Below are 15,457 nucleotides of genomic sequence, written 5' to 3'. Positions count from 1 at the left end.
TCACCTTCCTAACCTTTTAGTAATTCCTTGATTTTGGTGGCAAATCCTGCATCAGTTACTCCGATAACCATTCGTGGTCGCCCAATCGCTTGGCTGAGCTCGAATTGACTGAACAGTTCGCTAACAGGAACATTATAATAAGAACTTTTGTCCTTGATTTTCTTTCTAGTATTCTCACTGGCATCTTGCGCAACAAACACAAATTTCGCTTTGTTTGCACGAATATCTTTAAGGGTTAATTCCTCGCCTGTGACTAATTTACCGGCGCGCATTGCTAAACCTAAAAGGTTCAAAATTTTGGTTTTATTTTCCATCGCCAAACAACTCTTTGCGGGCTTTTTGATGTGTTACATAATCCAATAGTTCTTGATAAAATTCATCACTTAATTTTGTTTCTAAGACACGATCAAGAATTTTTTTATCCCAAGCTTTTTGGACTTCCGCAGGATCCAAATCAACGTAAGCGCCACGTCCAGGTAATTTACCAGTTGGATCTAAGGCCACTTCGCCTTCTTTGGAGCGAGTGATTCTGACTAATTCTTTTTTCGGTTTCATTTCGCCTGAAACAACCGATTTACGCATTGGAATTTTTCTCTTTTTCATTTTTCACCCTCCAAAAACGTTATTCTTGTTCAGGTAATTCTTCTGTAATTTCTGCTTCAACAACTGCTTCTTCAGTAGCCAAGTTTTCGTAATCATTTGCCGTCATATCTGAATGGATAATTGCTTCATCCATTTCTTCTGCCACTTCGGCAACTTCTTGATTGGCTTGTTGTTCATAAAATTCAGCCATATCAGATTCTGATTTGATATCAATTTTATGGCCCGTTAATTTAGCAGCTAAGCGCGCATTTTGACCACGTTTACCAATTGCTAATGACAATTGATAATCAGGTACAACAACTGTACATGCTTTGCTATTTTCTGGATCAAAAATAACATCTAATACTTGAGCTGGATTCAAGGCATTACTAATATAAATAGCTGGATCTTCGTTCCATTCCACAATATCCATATTTTCGCCTTTTAATTCATTCACAATCGCTTGGACACGTTGGCCTTTTGGACCAACACAGGTACCCACTGGGTCAATATTAGGATCTGTTGAACGAACGGCTACTTTTGAACGATCGCCAGCTTCACGAGCGACGCTTACGATTTCAACAATTCCATCATAAACTTCTGGAATTTCTTGTTCAAAAAGACGTTTTAGTAAATCTGGATGACTACGGCTTACAAAAACTTGTGGGCCTTTTGATGTGTTTTCAACACGTGATACGTAAACTTTAATCCGATCATGCGGTTGGTAAAATTCATTTGGCATTTGATCTTGTTTTGATAAGACTGCTTCGATTTTACCTAAGTTTACATAGATATAACGACGATCTTGACGTTCAACAATTCCTTGCATGATGTCATTTTCGTATTCGCTAAATTCATTATAAATAATTGTTCTTTCTGCTTCACGGACACGTTGTAAAATTACTTGCTTTGCTGTTTGGGCAGCAATGCGTCCAAAGTCTTTTGGCGTAACTTCAAAACGAATTTTGTCGCCGATTTCATATGCCCCATTTAATGCAACGGCATCTTTTAATGAAACTTCCAATTGTGAATCAAATACTTCTTCTGTTACTTCTTTGACAGCATACACATGAATATTGCCTTTTTTTGGTTCAAATTCAACTTCGACGTTGCTTGCTTGTCCATAATGTCTTTTATATGCAGAAACTAAAGCTGCTTGTAACGCTTCAATCACCGTATCTTTAGGAATCCCTTTTTCAGCTTCTAATACGTCTAATGCATTTAACATTTCTTTGCTCATTGTTTTTCTTTTCCTCCTATGGATTCGTTAAAGCTGAACGAGTGGTTCTTCTTCCAAGGGAAAAACTTCTCGTTAAAACTTGTCACAGGCCCAGCTAAAAGTAAAACTTTTAGTGGACCCTTTTTTACATTCGAGTCTGTTGATTAAAATTGAATGGCTAAACGAGCTTTTGCGATATTTTTACGTTCAAAAGTCATTTCCTTCACTCTGGTTTTAATTTTTACACTTAATGTTAATTGTTCTGAATCAAGATGGACTAAGGTACCCTCAATCTGTTTTTCTCCATCAACTGCTTGATAAAGAGAAATATGAATGTACTTACCTACCGCTTGTTCATAATCGCTTTCTTTCTTTAACGGACGTTCTGCTCCCGGAGAAGAAACTTCCAGAAAGTACGCTTGCGGAATTGGATCTGGATCCATTGCATCTAGTTTTTCACTTAATTTTTCGCTGACAAAGGCACATTCCTCAATATCAATGCCACCTTCTTTATCGATAAATACTCGTAAAAACCAATTTTTTCCTTCCTTAACAAACTCTACTTCCACAAGTTCAAAATTTTGTTCTTCTAAGATTGGTGTGACTAACTTTGTTACAGTTTCCACAGCACTACTCAAAATTTTCGCCTCCTTCGAGATTGATGTAACGAACCGTGTCCTGATGACTTTTCCATCAAAAAGAGTGAGCAGAAATCCGCTCACTCCCAACTAGTATCATTACGCTAAAGATAGTATAGCACAGAACCACTCCAAACTCAAATGAACAAGCTAAATCTCTCGAAATTTGCACATTTTGTCTCGATTACTGAAACTATCTAAGCGATTATTTTTTCGTTTTAAAATAGATAAATAATCCTTGAATCAAAAGAAGGCTACCTAAGAAAAGAAACGCGTTTTCTTTTTTTTCTCCTGTTTTTGGCAATTCCTTATTACGAATCGCCTGTTTTTCAATGGTTATTGAAGTAGTTTCTGTGGTTGAATTCGTGGTAGTATCTGTTGTCCCACTCGTTGGTGGTGTGGTACTTTCTATAGGTTTTTCTGGCGTATAGTGATTAGTAAATACTTGACCTCCATCATACTGAGTAGTTGCTACAAGATTTCCTAAAAGCGCCTCGACGGTTACTTGAACTTGAAGGTTGTGCGTATCGTAGGAAACACCTGTCTGTTGCGTGTTTACTTCCCGAATGGTGTATTGATAGTTTCCAGGAGTTTCAAAGGTTAATGGTGAAAATTGAATTTTCCCTAAAGTATCGTTACTAACCGTTTCTAGTACTGTGCCTTTCTCATCTAACAATTCAAATTGAAATTCAGCATCCTTCAGTGGTTTTCCTAAAAGAACTTTTCCAGCTAAAAATGAAGCAGCGACTGGTTGATATGAAATCTTATGATTCACAACAGTTTTCAGTGCAACTAAGTTTTTACCAAAGTCTTCAGGTGTTATTGGAATCTTGTTTTGCGAAAGTTGGTAACCGGTAGGTGCTTTGGTTTCTACTAAAGTATAGTTATCTTTTAACAAGCCTTTAACAATCGCTGTTCCGTTTTGATCTGTTGTGATTTTAGCCACTGTTTGATTGGTTGAGTTTCGAATGAGTTCAAATTCTGCACCTGCTAAACGCTGGCCTGCTTCATCTTCTTTATGAATTTCAACAACATATTGTTCACCATTAGCTTCTCCACCACCTGTTTGTGAGACACGACTCACTTCGACTTCTTCCACCACCGTTTGATTTTCTGTTAACTTTGCATAATTTGTGAAGGTTTCACCTTTTTCGGGAAGATGATCGATTTTGGTTTTATAGGTGATACGATATTCGTTAGTCCCAATATTGCCAAAATGCACCGAAAAATTACGGTCATCAGGACCATACTGGACAGCCAACTGACCAGTTATATCTTCCTCTGGCGTGAATTGCCAAATAGCATTTCCATCCAGTGTCCATTGTCCTCGTTCAATTTTCATAGTGTCTTTCATATAACTTAAACTTTCTGTTTTTAGCACATCTTCCACTTCTAAATCAGTATACGTTTGCCCTGTTGGATTAATCCGTAGTACATTGTAAATTTCGGTTGGATCGTCTTCGATAAACCACGAATACTTGCTAAATTTTTCGTTAACATCATCGCCTTCACCTTGGTAATCAAGATCGCCAGCAAATATTTTTTCCCCTTCAACCGTGACGTAAATAGGAATCTTGGATTCATTTTCGACATTTTCGAAATCAATCAAACTTGTAAAATATAAAGACCCACTAATATTGGCATGGTTTTCTACGTAATCTGTATACGTTAACGTGACCGTTTTATTTGCTACATCGGTCTGTGCGATTGCAACCACAGCACCTGTATCATCTACTACATTAAAGGTCATATTTTTCTCGAGACGTAGCTCTTCGGGTAAAGTAATCACACTCGTATCCCCACTATTAACGGTATTATCCGGTAAGTTGAACTCAATTCGGAGGTAGATGTCTGTATATTGATTAATGGTCCCAAGTGGGTTTCCCTCTTTGTCCGTTAGTTGAATCGCTGTCACAATGTTGCCCACTTGTTTACGCGGCACTACATTTGGCGTAGCAGAAATTTGATTGGTTTCACTGGTACTAGTTGGTTCCGTTTGCGCATATCCTGTTTCAAGTTTCAGAAAAGGCGTTATCAGCGTCGACAAAAGAATGAAAAACATTCCCCAATAGACAAAACTTCTTTTTTTCATTTTTATTCAATCCTTCCTATCTAAAATAATTGGTTAGGTTTATACTATCAAGGATTAACTAGGTGCAAGTGTTTTTATTTTTCCCAACGATAAAAAACAAAAAACACCGAACCAAAATAATTTTGGCTCGGTGTTTTGCTCCTAATGTCTTTTCTTATAAAACCATAATTGAACTTTTTCAGAAATGGTTGATAAATGTTGGAAAGTTGAGTCTGCTGCAAAGAAAAGAATGGCTAAAAGTAACAAGGCTGTTGGCGATACCGAAGTTAACGAGAACAAGTTTTTCATGGAAATACTTGTAATAACCATTCCGATTAAACAGCCAATCATTACGCGCTTGCGGTAACGATTCATTGGTGAACTAATTTTATAAAGAACCATAAAGCCGACTGAAACTAGCAACAATGTTGCAGTCGTTGAAATGTCCGTTTTTTGAAGTGCAAGAATATCACCACAAATTAGTAAGGCACCGACTACTAACATATCCGTTAACCCACCAGGAATTGCTTTTGATAACACATTGAAAAGAAATTTCCCTTCAATGCGACGATGATTTGGTTCCAAAGCTAGAAATGTCGAAGGAATCCCAATTGTAAATAAACTAATCAATGTGACTTGTGTCGGTTGTAAAGGATATGTCACGGCAAAAATCATAGCAAAGACAGACATCAGCAAGGAGAAAATATTTTTTACAAGGAATAAACTTGAAGAGCGTTCAATGTTATTAACTACTTGGCGGCCTTCAAAGACAACCTCCGGCATCGTTGAAAAATCAGAATCCAACAACACAACTTGCGAGGCTTGTGCTGTAGCTTGATTTCCTGAAGCCATGGCAATACTACAATCTGCTTCTTTCATGGCTAAAATATCATTGACTCCATCCCCTGTCATCGCCACTGTATGATCTAATTTTTTCAACAATAGTACAAATTGTTTCTTTTGTTCTGGCGTGACACGACCAAAAACGGTGTATTTTTCTAACGCTTCTGTCTGGGCTTCCATTGTAGTTAATGTTCGCGCGTCCACATAATTTTCAGCACCAATAATGCCTGCCGCTTGTGCTACATTGGATACTGTTAAAGGATTATCGCCAGAAATGACCTTAATAGCCACATTTTGTTCAGCGAAATATTCAAAAGTTGCTTTGGCTTCTTTACGAATCGGATTCCAAAGAAGAATGTAGCCTAGAGGTTGTACCTCTGCTGTCAACGTTTCCTGAAATTCTCCTAAATACTTTCCGAACACCAATAAGCGATAGCCTTGACTTGTATAATGTTCCACTTCAGATTGATACATTTCATAATTGTCTCTCAAAATCATCTCTGGCGCTCCAAGAATATACGTCGCTTCTGGGAAAGTCACGCTACTAAATTTTTCGACAGACGAAAACGAGGTATAGCTAACGGCTTCCCTCTGATTATTAGTAACAAAAAATTCTTTCATCGCTTTCATCGTATCGTTGTCAGCTGACATTGTTCGGCAAAAATCGCCAATTAATTTTTCGACATTGGTTAAGTCTGTACCATCATTTTCGATACTCACCACAGGAACCAACTCTTGGACTTCCATCGTGTTTTCAGTAATTGTTCCTGTTTTATCTACACATAACACATCGACACGTGCTAAGGATTCGATACTTTTCATGTTGTGCAATAAAACGCCGCGCTTCGCTAAGCGCATTGTGCTGGCAGCTAATGCAACGGTTGTTAAAAGGTACAACCCTTCCGGAATCATCCCAATCAAGGCAGCTTCCATGGAGACAATGCTGTCATGAAGCCCTTGATGGTTGATGAAATAACTTTGGAAAAATAGAACACAGCCGATTGGAATAATAATAATCCCTACCCATTTCACCAAACGGTTAATGGAACCGACCATCTCTGATTGTTCCCCTTTTTTAATTGATTTCGCTTCAAGCGTTAATTGATGAACATAGGCCTCAGCGCCAATTTTATCAATTCTTGCATAACAAGAACCTGACACAATAAAGCTACCTGACAAAAGTTGGCTATCTGCTACTTTGGTAATCTCATCAGATTCCCCAGTTAACAAGGATTCATTCACACGGACTTCACCAGATAAGACAATTGCATCCCCAGAAATCTGTTCACCCGATTTAAAGAGCACCACATCGTCCAAAACCAGTTCATCTGGCGAAATTTCTTGTTCTTGGCCATCCCTCACAACGGTTACTTTTGTAGCATTTAGAATATTTAAGCTATCTAATACTTTCTTCGACTTAATTTCTTGGTAAATTCCAATGACCGTATTAATGATTACTACTGGCAAAAAGGTCATATTTTTATAAGATTGTACCAGCATTAATAACACACCTAGTACCACAAAAATTAAGTTGAAATACGTAAATACGTTATTAATAACAATCTGTTTCGTTGTGATAAACTCTGTATCGACGGCGGCATTGACTAAGCCTTTTCGCTGTCTTTCTTCAACTTGTGCGGCCGTCAAGCCTTGTTTATCTTCTGGATAATAGCGTTCTGCGTTAGCAGTCACTGCTATTGGTTCATTTTCTTGCATTTCTTTTTTTCTTCTCAAACACATCACCCCTTGTTCTAGTCGACTCTTTCATCGTCTCCTTCTCTCCCACAGTATAGCACTGAATAAAAATTTAGATAACAACTAGCGTCCAACTATAGAAAAAAATTATACATTTCCTAAACATTGTCATTTTCAGGAACAAGCTAACGCAAAACCTTTTCATTTACTTGTTTTTCCTTTACTATAGTAAAGAAGAAATATCAAGAAATGAGGAACAATTGATGGCACAGAATCACGTAATTAAAGTTAGTAAAAAAACATTAGCAGAGATGACCACTGTTTATCAACCCAATCGTTTAAATAAAACGGTCCCTTATACTGTCTTTGTGGCCAAGGTTGGTACCACTACCATCACTGCTTATCAATCAGGTAAAGTCATGTTTCAGGGACCTCAAGCTGAAAAAGAGGCCGCTCGTTGGGAAGGAACGAGTACCACACCAAAGAAAAAAATTTCTCCCCAGACTACTACACTGCCTGCTGATTTTGGCAACTGGTCTGTGATAGGTTCCGATGAAGTCGGTAATGGTAGCTATTTTGGTCCAGTAACTGTCTGTGCTGCCTATGTTGACAAAAGCATGATTAGCAAACTAAAAGCATTAGGTGTTCGTGATTCCAAAGAATTAACCGACCCACAAATTATTCAATTGTCACATGTCATTAAAGAACTGATTCCTTACAAGTTATTAATCGTTGAACCAAAAAAATACAATGAGATCCAACCAAACTACAATGCTGTACACATGAAAGTCGCTTTGCATAACCAAGCGATTTATCTGTTGCTACAAGAGTTGGCTCCCACAAAGCCAGAAGGGATTTTGATTGACCAATTCACCCCTGAAAATAATTATCGGAAATATGTTCGTAATGAAAAAAATCAAGTCACTGAAAAATTGTTCTTCGTCACTAAAGGAGAGCAGTATCATGTTGCTGTTGCTGCCGCCTCTATTATTAGCCGCGCTGCTTTTTTAGAAGAGTTAGACAAAGAATCTGCAGAATTGGGTTTCTCTGTGCCCTCTGGTGCCGGCAGCAAATCAGACCAAGTAGCCGCCCGTATTTTGAAAAAAGGCGGCCTAGACTTATTAGCGAATTACGCGAAGCTGCATTTTGCAAACACCCAAAAAGCCCAAAAGTTACTATAAAATAAACACCAAGCAAAAGTCCCAATGCCGATTAGCGGCGCTGGGACTTTTGCTTGGTGTAAAAAATTATTTTTCAATTTCGATAAACAGGACTTTTAAGTAATTACCTTCTGGAAAATTAGGATTCACTTGAAAGTCTGCCGGTAATTGATACGTGTCCGTAATCTTGTAACGGACATTTTTCTCTTGCAAGGCAGTAATCACCATTTTTTGATATTTGGCTAAGGATAAATTTGCCGCATTGGTTGAGGCAATAAGCGTTCCCTTATCCGTTAAAATATCAATAGAATCTTTCACTAGCTCCCCATAATTTTTAGCAACGGAAAAAACTTTCTTTTTGTTGCGAGCAAAACTCGGCGGATCCAAAATGATCATGTCATAACTCAAGCCTTTACGTGAAGCATATTTAAAGTAGTCAAAAACATCCATGACAATAATCTTTTGCGGGGCAAGATTTAAATGATTGACTTCAAATTGCTCAGTCGTTTTCGGTAAGCTTCGTTTAGCTAAATCCACACTAGTGGTGGCCACGGCACCTCCCATAGCGGCAGCTACTGAAAAAGCACCTGTATAACTAAACATATTTAAGACTGTTTTACCTACTGCAAAACCATCTACTAATCGACCACGAACTTCTTTTTGATCTAAAAAGATGCCTGTCATTAATCCTTCGTTTAAATAGGTAGCAAATTGAACGCCATTTTCAGTGACAAGTAATGGCTCGGGTGCTTGTTCGCCATACAAAAACTGTGATTCGGGTAAATTTTTTGTGGAAAAGCGAATCTTTTCGTAGGCACCAATAATGTCAGGGTAAACTGTGCGAAACGCCGTCAAAAGTTCGGCTTTTTTCTGATAAAGGGTTTCATTATACCATGAAAAAACGGCGTAATCTGCATAGCGATCGATGATCACTCCCCCAATGCCATCCCCTTCTCCATTAAATAATCGATACGCGGTTGTTAGCGAATCCTTTTCAAAAGACGTCCGCTTCTCACGACTTATTTCAAAGAGTTGTTGAAAAAAAGATTGATTAATTGGTCCATGCCATGACAGCAACCAACCAATTCCTTTATTTTGTTCGCCTAAATATCCTTCGGCTAAACGCTGGCCTTTACTATCAATCAAAGTAAGCCAATCTGTTGGCAACGGCGCCGGCACTTGTTGCAAATCTTCTTTCTGAATTAAAGGATATCCTTTTTTAAATTTATGTTCTGCTTTTTTAGTTACTTGAAGTTTCATTCTGTACACCTACTTTTCAAAGTCCTATCTAGTATAGCAAAAAAAGGCCCATCTGTCTTTAAAGGATTCAAGCTTCACGTCATTTAACGAACTAAAAAGTTTAAGGAAATAGTAAGTTTTCTTTAACATCCCCATTCCTCACTTCGGTAAGAATTGACATAAAATTTGTGAAAGAGTAAAATTAAAGCGATATTGTAAAATACGAAATTTACCTAATTTTACTTTTATAGAATCATCGTATAGAAAGGACGTTTATTTTGAAAAAATTATTTAAAACAAATATTTTGAACACGCGACTGGGGTTATTCTCGCTAATCGCCATCTTACTGTGGCTAAAAAACCTCTTTGCGTACGCCGTTGATTTCCATTTACGTTTGGAAAATATTAACGAGTATTTCATACTCTTAATTAATCCAATTGCCACAACGGTCTTTTTATTAGCCATCGCTTTGTATGTTCGCCGTAAAAAAGCTTCTTATATTACAATGATGATTATTTACTTCTTGATGAGTTTACTGCTCTTCTCAAATGTCGTGTATTATCGAGAATTTACTGACTTCATCACAGTTAATACGATGCTTGGTGCTGGCAAAGTAGCTAGCGGTCTTGGCGAAAGTGCCTTACGTCTCTTTAGACCTTATGACGTCATTTATTTCTTAGACTTCATTATTATTGGCGTATTATTATTAACGAAAAAAATTAAAACAGATGCGCGTCCAGTCCGCGCACGTGTAGCAGTCTCTGTCACACTCCTTTCTGTTGTCTTTTTCTTATTCAATCTATTTATGGCTGAAACAGAACGTCCCCAATTATTAGGACGTCAATTCTCTCGTGACTATATCGTGAAATTCTTAGGCTTAAATGCCTTTACCGTATACGATGGCATTACAACTTACCAAACAAACCAAGTCCGTGCCGAAGCCAGTGCTAACGATATGAAACAAGTTGAAGATTACGTGAAACAACAATATGCGGCACCCGATGATAGTAAGTTTGGTATTGCAAAAGGCAAAAATGTAATTTATATCCATTTAGAAAGTTTCCAACAATTTTTAGTTAATTACAAATTAAAAGATGAAAATGGCGTAGAACACGAAGTCACACCATTTATCAATAGTCTTTACAATAGTAAAAGTACCTTTAGCTTTGATAACTTCTTCCACCAAGTTGGTCAAGGAAAAACAAGTGATGCCGAAACGTTACTTGAAAATTCACTATTTGGTTTAGATCAAGGTTCACTCTTTACACAAGTTGGTGGGAAAAATACGTTTGAAGCAGCACCCGATATTTTAAAACAAACGCAAGGATACACTAGCGCTGCTTTCCACGGAAATGCCGGTAACTTCTGGAATCGGAATGAAACCTATAAACGTTTAGGCTATGACTATTTCTTTGATGCTAGTTATTATGATGTTAATTCAGATAACTCATTCCAATATGGGTTACACGATAAACCATTCTTTAATCAATCCGTTCAATATTTAGAGCATTTACAACAACCGTTCTATTCTAAATTTATTGCTGTATCCAATCATTATCCTTATTCTCAATTTACAAACGATGAAGCAGGATTCCCAATTGCAAAAACCTCTGACGAAACAATTAATGGTTATTTCGCAACAGCGAATTATTTAGATAAAGCGGTCGAAGAATTCTTTAACTACTTGAAATCTTCAGGTCTCTATGAAAACTCAGTCATTGTTCTTTATGGCGATCACTATGGGGTTTCTAATTCAAGAAACCAAAACTTAGCAGAATTAGTAGGTAAAACCAAAGCAGATTGGAACGATTTTGACAACGCCAATATGCAACGTGTTCCTTATATGATTCACGTTCCTGGTCAAGAAAATGGCGGTGTGAACCATACGTATGGCGGCCAAGTTGATGCCTTACCAACCCTTCTACACTTGCTTGGTGTCGATACGAAAAACTACATTCAGCTAGGCCAAGATTTATTCTCTAAACAACACAATCAAATCGTTGCTTTCCGCAACGGCAATGTTGTAACACCTAAATATACTATTTTAGGTTCTAGCATTTACGATACTAAAACAGGCACTTTAATTACAGAACCAACCGAAGAAGTTAAGAAAGAAGTCGCTGATTTAAAAGCCAAAGCGACGAAACAATTAGAAACGTCTGACCAAATTACTAACGGTGACTTGCTTCGTTTCTATACCAATAGCGGCTTAAAACCAGTTAACCCAGAAGACTATGATTACAAGAACCAATTGCAACAACTGGAAGCAATTGAAAAAGAAAAAGGTGAAAAATCAACGAGTGTTTACAGTAAAAACAATAATAAATCAACCGTTGATGAATATCACACTGACAGTTATCAAGGCTATCAAAAAACTGGTAAATAAATCTTCAAAAAGCTTGAGCAATTTGCTCAAGCTTTTTTGCTACTTTTTCATAATTAATTCATATTATTTCACTATACTAAAGATAGTTTAGAGAGGTGAAAGTTGATGAGAAGTGTCCGTTACGCTACAGCTAGTAGTTTTTATCATAAAAAAATCACGTTAATCACCGCACTCTTCTTCTTCCTGTTCTCTTTCTTATTGACTGGGCTGTTTAACTTAATTGATTTTGAAAAAGAGTTTTTACGAACGATGCCAGACTTTGTCGATATTGAAAAACAAACTAGTTACCATTACCAACTGATCCAATACTATTGGCACCTCTATCTAGGTAGTGTCATTTTCTTTGGTGTTACTTTTCTTCTGTTGATGTATGTGACATTACGCATAAAAAAGGAAGAAATACATACATGGTATCACATGCACTTTTCAAATATGTATGTCACCAAACAGCTCTTACTAGAGTTATGTTTACCGGCTCTATTAGGAATTTTCAGTTTTTTACTTTTCACTTTAATGTTTCAAGAAACGTATAATACTGTTCTTTGGGCTGCTCGTGATGCTATTTTACAGTGGTCTCATTTGGAAACTCCAGCATTTTTAGCTAAAAGTACCGACCAGGATGTCACGATTACAAATATCCAGCATTTAGGGATTCAAACGATCCAAGCGTTTTCTTTTGATTTTAAAAGTATGCAGTCACTTTATACAATCCGTAATTGCTTTGTTAACTGCTTAATCTTGCTTGGTATTCCTCTTGTTTGCGGGACTCCTTTTACATTGATTTATTTACGCACACATCAGAAATAAGGGAGGGATTTTCTATGAATGTCACACCATCATTCAAAAAAACAACCGAAAAAAAATCCTCATTCGACGCGTTAGCTTTGCGAGAAGTTTATGGAATCATTTATTCTGCTCCAGAACAAGAACTCGCATTGGCCGATGTTTTCCAAACAAACCAACTAACCATTACTAGGCTTTCTTCTAGTGAAACCTTTCTGCCCTACTTGCCATTAGAAGAAAATTTATTTATCGCTAGTACGATCAAAGAACGGGATCGAAAAGTAGTTCTAGCCGAAGCTTTCCAGGTGTTCCAATTAGAACCTGCCTTACTTGGTCGTTCATTTACTTCTTTTACGACTTTTGAAAAAATTAAAATGCGCATAATACAACTTTTGCTTTCAAAAACAAGTACGTTAGTGATTGATGACATCTTTTCTTCATTAACGATTGGACAACGTCAAGAAATTTTACCTCAATTAAAAATAGCAGTTCAAAAAAGAAACAAGCGCTTGCTATTTCTGACAAAGGATCCACAAATTATTGATAGTCCCTATGTGCACCCCCTGTCTCTACATGCGTTATTAAACTAAAAAAACGTCTGGCACTGATTGTGACCAGACGTTTTCTTTAGTTTTCAGTGATTTCAACATCAGGAAATGAAATAATAAACGTGGTGCCTTTACCAAGTTCACTCTCAACATTGATTTTTCCTTTATGCAAGCGGACCAATTGTTGAACGATTGGTAAGCCTAATCCTGATTCTCCATATTTCGTATTTTTACGGGATGGATCTACTTTGTAATAACGATCCCAGATATTCAGAATTTGTTCTTCCGTCATGCCAATTCCTGTATCAGAAATACGGACAATGGTTTCTAAATAGCCTTTTTCTAAAGCAATATGAATTTCGCCATTTTCAGTAAATTGGATGGCATTTTGAACAATATTGACAACCACTTGCACGAAACGATCATAATCGGCATACACATCAATTGGTTCGGTGGTGTCTAAATACAATTGATTACCGGCGGCTTCAGCTTTGGCCGTTAGTTGAGTCACAATATTTTCTAAAGCTTCTGTTCCGTTGAACTTCTTCACAACAATTTGAATCTGGTTGGTCCGAATTTTTTCATAATCAAGATTTTCATTGACTAAGCGAATCAAGCGAGCGGTCTCATTTTGCATCAGTTTAATCGCATTCTCTTTTTGATTTTCAGGAATAGCATTATACTGCAATCCCTCTAACAAGCCATTAATAGTTGTTAAAGGCGTCCGCATTTCATGAGAGGCATCCGCCATAAATTGACGACGGCGCTCTTCTTGCCGATTGATTTCTTCTTGTGATTCTTTTAAAGACGCGGCCATTTTATTAAAATCTTCTGCTAGGTCATCAAATTCATCTTTGTCATGAACCGGTAATTGAATATCAAAATTTCCACTAGTGATTTCTTTGGTGGCTTTACGCATCCGATTAATTCGTTTCACTTGGAAAGTCGCAAATAGATAACTTAGTAACAAGGCAATCACACCAGAAAAAATAAAGCCTTTAATCAAGTTTTGTGTCACGGACTGAACACTTCGGTCAACGTTTTTGGCAGGTTGTGTAATAACGAGTGAACCAATAATCACTTTTTTATCAGAAGACTGATTTGATGCATACACCGGTAACATTACATAGGACGAAGTATTTCGGGCCCCATAAATATCAATGTTTTCTGTTGCATAAACACGATTGCCTTTCATGATTTGATCCCAATTTTTATCGATTAAGGAAAAGTCTAATTTTTTTGTGCTATCAACTGGTGGGTACTGCACTTCGCGGTCCTTGTTAATAAACACAAATTGCACATCTTGCTTCTGGAGTACACGTTCAGTCAACTGAAATGAATAGGATAAAACATCTCGATCCGAAACGCCTGCGACATTAATAAAAAAGTCACGTGTTTCTAAAGCCGATTCTGCATAACCATATAGCTGTTCATAGTTATTTTCTTGCATTGTGCGCTTGGTCAATTGTGTGAAAGACGTTCCGACAATGAGAATAATCAGAGCGATCACACCTATAAAAGCAAGTAATTGTTGATACAAATACTTCATTAAGCAACACCTGAATCGTCGAATTTATACCCTACGCCCCAAACCGTTTGGATGACTTGAGGACCTACTTTTTCAATTTTTTGTCGTAATTTTTTGATATGGGCATCAACTGTCCGTTCATCGCCAAAGTATTGATAGTCCCAAACCAATTCTAGTAATTGTTCGCGTGAAAAGACTTGGCGTGGTTTTTTTGCTAAAGTGTATAGCAAATCAAATTCTTTAGGTGTTAAGCCTTCAATTAATTGATTATCTAAATATGTTTCTCGTGTTTTCGTATTCATTTTAAAATGATCCGTAATCACATCAAACGTTTCATCTGTATTCTCAGACGTATCATGCGCAGCCTCTGCCACCTCGGCACGACGATGTAGAGCTTTCATCCGTGCAATCAAAGTTAATGGACTAAATGGTTTTGTCACATAATCATCCGCACCCATTTCAAGGCCAATTACTTGGTCACTTTCAGAATCACGAGCGGTCAACATAATAATGGGAACATTGGCTGAAACTTTGCGAATTTCACGACAAACAGCCATCCCATCCATACTAGGTAAGTTTAAGTCTAACGTAATCATGTCCCATTTTTCTGGCGAAGCAAGAAAAGTCGTCAATCCTTCTTTGCCATCATCTTTAAAGGTAGCTTCCCACCCTTCATTTAAGAAAAACATTTGCATCATTTCTGAGACGGATTCATTGTCTTCAATCATTAATATATTCATTTCATTCACTCCTTATTCACTTTT

The 15,457-nt window shown here is 37.3% G+C and carries 13 protein-coding genes; 4 read left to right on the top strand and 9 right to left on the bottom strand.

Annotation, left to right across the window (positions count from 1 at the left end):
• Nucleotides 1–8: 8 nt before the first annotated feature.
• The 6 genes from IGK82_RS05470 to IGK82_RS05445 form a co-directional block, all read right to left on the bottom strand.
• Nucleotides 9–314, bottom strand: a complete 306-nt coding sequence (locus tag IGK82_RS05470; RefSeq protein WP_002357860.1) for a YlxQ-related RNA-binding protein — start codon at nt 312–314, stop codon at nt 9–11.
• Nucleotides 304–603 carry an RNase P modulator RnpM gene (gene rnpM / locus IGK82_RS05465; RefSeq protein WP_002363794.1) on the bottom strand — a complete coding sequence of 100 codons (300 nt, stop codon included), beginning with the start codon at nt 601–603 and terminating at the stop codon, nt 304–306. The genes IGK82_RS05470 and rnpM overlap by 11 nt, the downstream gene beginning before the upstream one ends.
• 19 nt (nt 604–622) lie before the next feature.
• Nucleotides 623–1,822, bottom strand: coding sequence for a transcription termination factor NusA (gene nusA / locus IGK82_RS05460; RefSeq protein ID WP_430605160.1), 1,200 nt, complete (start codon nt 1,820–1,822; stop codon nt 623–625).
• Between the two features lie 143 nt (nt 1,823–1,965).
• Complete coding sequence (gene rimP, locus IGK82_RS05455; RefSeq protein WP_002357863.1) at nt 1,966–2,439, bottom strand: ribosome maturation factor RimP; 474 nt, start codon at nt 2,437–2,439, stop codon at nt 1,966–1,968.
• Between the two features lie 205 nt (nt 2,440–2,644).
• Nucleotides 2,645–4,531 carry an Ig-like domain-containing protein gene (locus IGK82_RS05450; RefSeq protein WP_002365545.1) on the bottom strand — a complete coding sequence of 629 codons (1,887 nt, stop codon included), beginning with the start codon at nt 4,529–4,531 and terminating at the stop codon, nt 2,645–2,647.
• A gap of 141 nt (nt 4,532–4,672) precedes the next feature.
• The gene (locus IGK82_RS05445) at nt 4,673–7,093 is read right to left on the bottom strand and encodes a cation-translocating P-type ATPase (protein ID WP_002393199.1); all 2,421 of its coding nucleotides are present in this window, start codon (nt 7,091–7,093) and stop codon (nt 4,673–4,675) included.
• 218 nt (nt 7,094–7,311) lie between these two features.
• Between IGK82_RS05445 and rnhC the strand changes: the two genes are divergently transcribed.
• A complete protein-coding gene (gene rnhC, locus IGK82_RS05440) occupies nt 7,312–8,229 on the top strand; it encodes a ribonuclease HIII (RefSeq protein ID WP_002393198.1) in 918 nt (305 codons plus the stop codon).
• Nucleotides 8,230–8,295: 66 nt separating this feature from the next.
• On the opposite strand, the gene IGK82_RS05435 is transcribed toward rnhC, so the two are convergent.
• Complete coding sequence (locus tag IGK82_RS05435; protein WP_010710445.1) at nt 8,296–9,468, bottom strand: class I SAM-dependent rRNA methyltransferase; 1,173 nt, start codon at nt 9,466–9,468, stop codon at nt 8,296–8,298.
• Nucleotides 9,469–9,725: 257 nt separating this feature from the next.
• Between IGK82_RS05435 and IGK82_RS05430 the strand changes: the two genes are divergently transcribed.
• The 3 genes from IGK82_RS05430 to IGK82_RS05420 all read left to right on the top strand — a co-directional run bounded on the left by IGK82_RS05430 (nt 9,726) and on the right by IGK82_RS05420 (nt 13,207).
• Complete coding sequence (locus tag IGK82_RS05430) at nt 9,726–11,834, top strand: LTA synthase family protein (protein ID WP_002357869.1); 2,109 nt, start codon at nt 9,726–9,728, stop codon at nt 11,832–11,834.
• A gap of 105 nt (nt 11,835–11,939) precedes the next feature.
• Complete coding sequence (locus IGK82_RS05425; RefSeq protein ID WP_002357870.1) at nt 11,940–12,641, top strand: hypothetical protein; 702 nt, start codon at nt 11,940–11,942, stop codon at nt 12,639–12,641.
• Between the two features lie 14 nt (nt 12,642–12,655).
• Nucleotides 12,656–13,207: a hypothetical protein gene (locus IGK82_RS05420; RefSeq protein ID WP_002357871.1), complete on the top strand. Its 552-nt coding sequence runs from the start codon at nt 12,656–12,658 to the stop codon at nt 13,205–13,207.
• A 37-nt stretch (nt 13,208–13,244) separates the two neighbouring features.
• Here the strand turns inward: IGK82_RS05420 and IGK82_RS05415 are convergent, their stop codons facing one another.
• Together IGK82_RS05415 and IGK82_RS05410 are read right to left on the bottom strand one after the other, a co-directional pair.
• The gene (locus IGK82_RS05415) at nt 13,245–14,714 is read right to left on the bottom strand and encodes a sensor histidine kinase (protein WP_002357872.1); all 1,470 of its coding nucleotides are present in this window, start codon (nt 14,712–14,714) and stop codon (nt 13,245–13,247) included.
• The gene (locus tag IGK82_RS05410; protein ID WP_010709366.1) at nt 14,714–15,433 is read right to left on the bottom strand and encodes a response regulator transcription factor; all 720 of its coding nucleotides are present in this window, start codon (nt 15,431–15,433) and stop codon (nt 14,714–14,716) included. Before IGK82_RS05410 ends, IGK82_RS05415 begins: the two co-directional genes overlap by 1 nt.
• Nucleotides 15,434–15,457 lie beyond the last annotated feature (24 nt).

The organism is Enterococcus sp. AZ197 (assembly GCF_050556405.1).
Classification (GTDB): Bacteria; Bacillota; Bacilli; order Lactobacillales; family Enterococcaceae; genus Enterococcus; species Enterococcus faecalis.
This window is presented reverse-complemented; position numbering and strand designations above follow the sequence as displayed.

Excerpts from the sequence above, each read along its gene's own strand:
- IGK82_RS05470 (WP_002357860.1), bottom strand. The coding sequence starts at position 314 with ATGGAAAATAAAACCAAAATTTTGAACCTTTTAGGTTTAGCAATGCGC.
- rnpM (WP_002363794.1), bottom strand. The coding sequence starts at position 603 with ATGAAAAAGAGAAAAATTCCAATGCGTAAATCGGTTGTTTCAGGCGAA.
- nusA (WP_430605160.1), bottom strand. The coding sequence starts at position 1,822 with ATGAGCAAAGAAATGTTAAATGCATTAGACGTATTAGAAGCTGAAAAA.
- IGK82_RS05450 (WP_002365545.1), bottom strand. The coding sequence starts at position 4,531 with ATGAAAAAAAGAAGTTTTGTCTATTGGGGAATGTTTTTCATTCTTTTG.
- IGK82_RS05445 (WP_002393199.1), bottom strand. The coding sequence starts at position 7,093 with ATGTGTTTGAGAAGAAAAAAAGAAATGCAAGAAAATGAACCAATAGCA.
- rnhC (WP_002393198.1), top strand. The coding sequence starts at position 7,312 with ATGGCACAGAATCACGTAATTAAAGTTAGTAAAAAAACATTAGCAGAG.
- IGK82_RS05435 (WP_010710445.1), bottom strand. The coding sequence starts at position 9,468 with ATGAAACTTCAAGTAACTAAAAAAGCAGAACATAAATTTAAAAAAGGA.
- IGK82_RS05425 (WP_002357870.1), top strand. The coding sequence starts at position 11,940 with ATGAGAAGTGTCCGTTACGCTACAGCTAGTAGTTTTTATCATAAAAAA.
- IGK82_RS05420 (WP_002357871.1), top strand. The coding sequence starts at position 12,656 with ATGAATGTCACACCATCATTCAAAAAAACAACCGAAAAAAAATCCTCA.
- IGK82_RS05415 (WP_002357872.1), bottom strand. The coding sequence starts at position 14,714 with ATGAAGTATTTGTATCAACAATTACTTGCTTTTATAGGTGTGATCGCT.
- IGK82_RS05410 (WP_010709366.1), bottom strand. The coding sequence starts at position 15,433 with ATGAATATATTAATGATTGAAGACAATGAATCCGTCTCAGAAATGATG.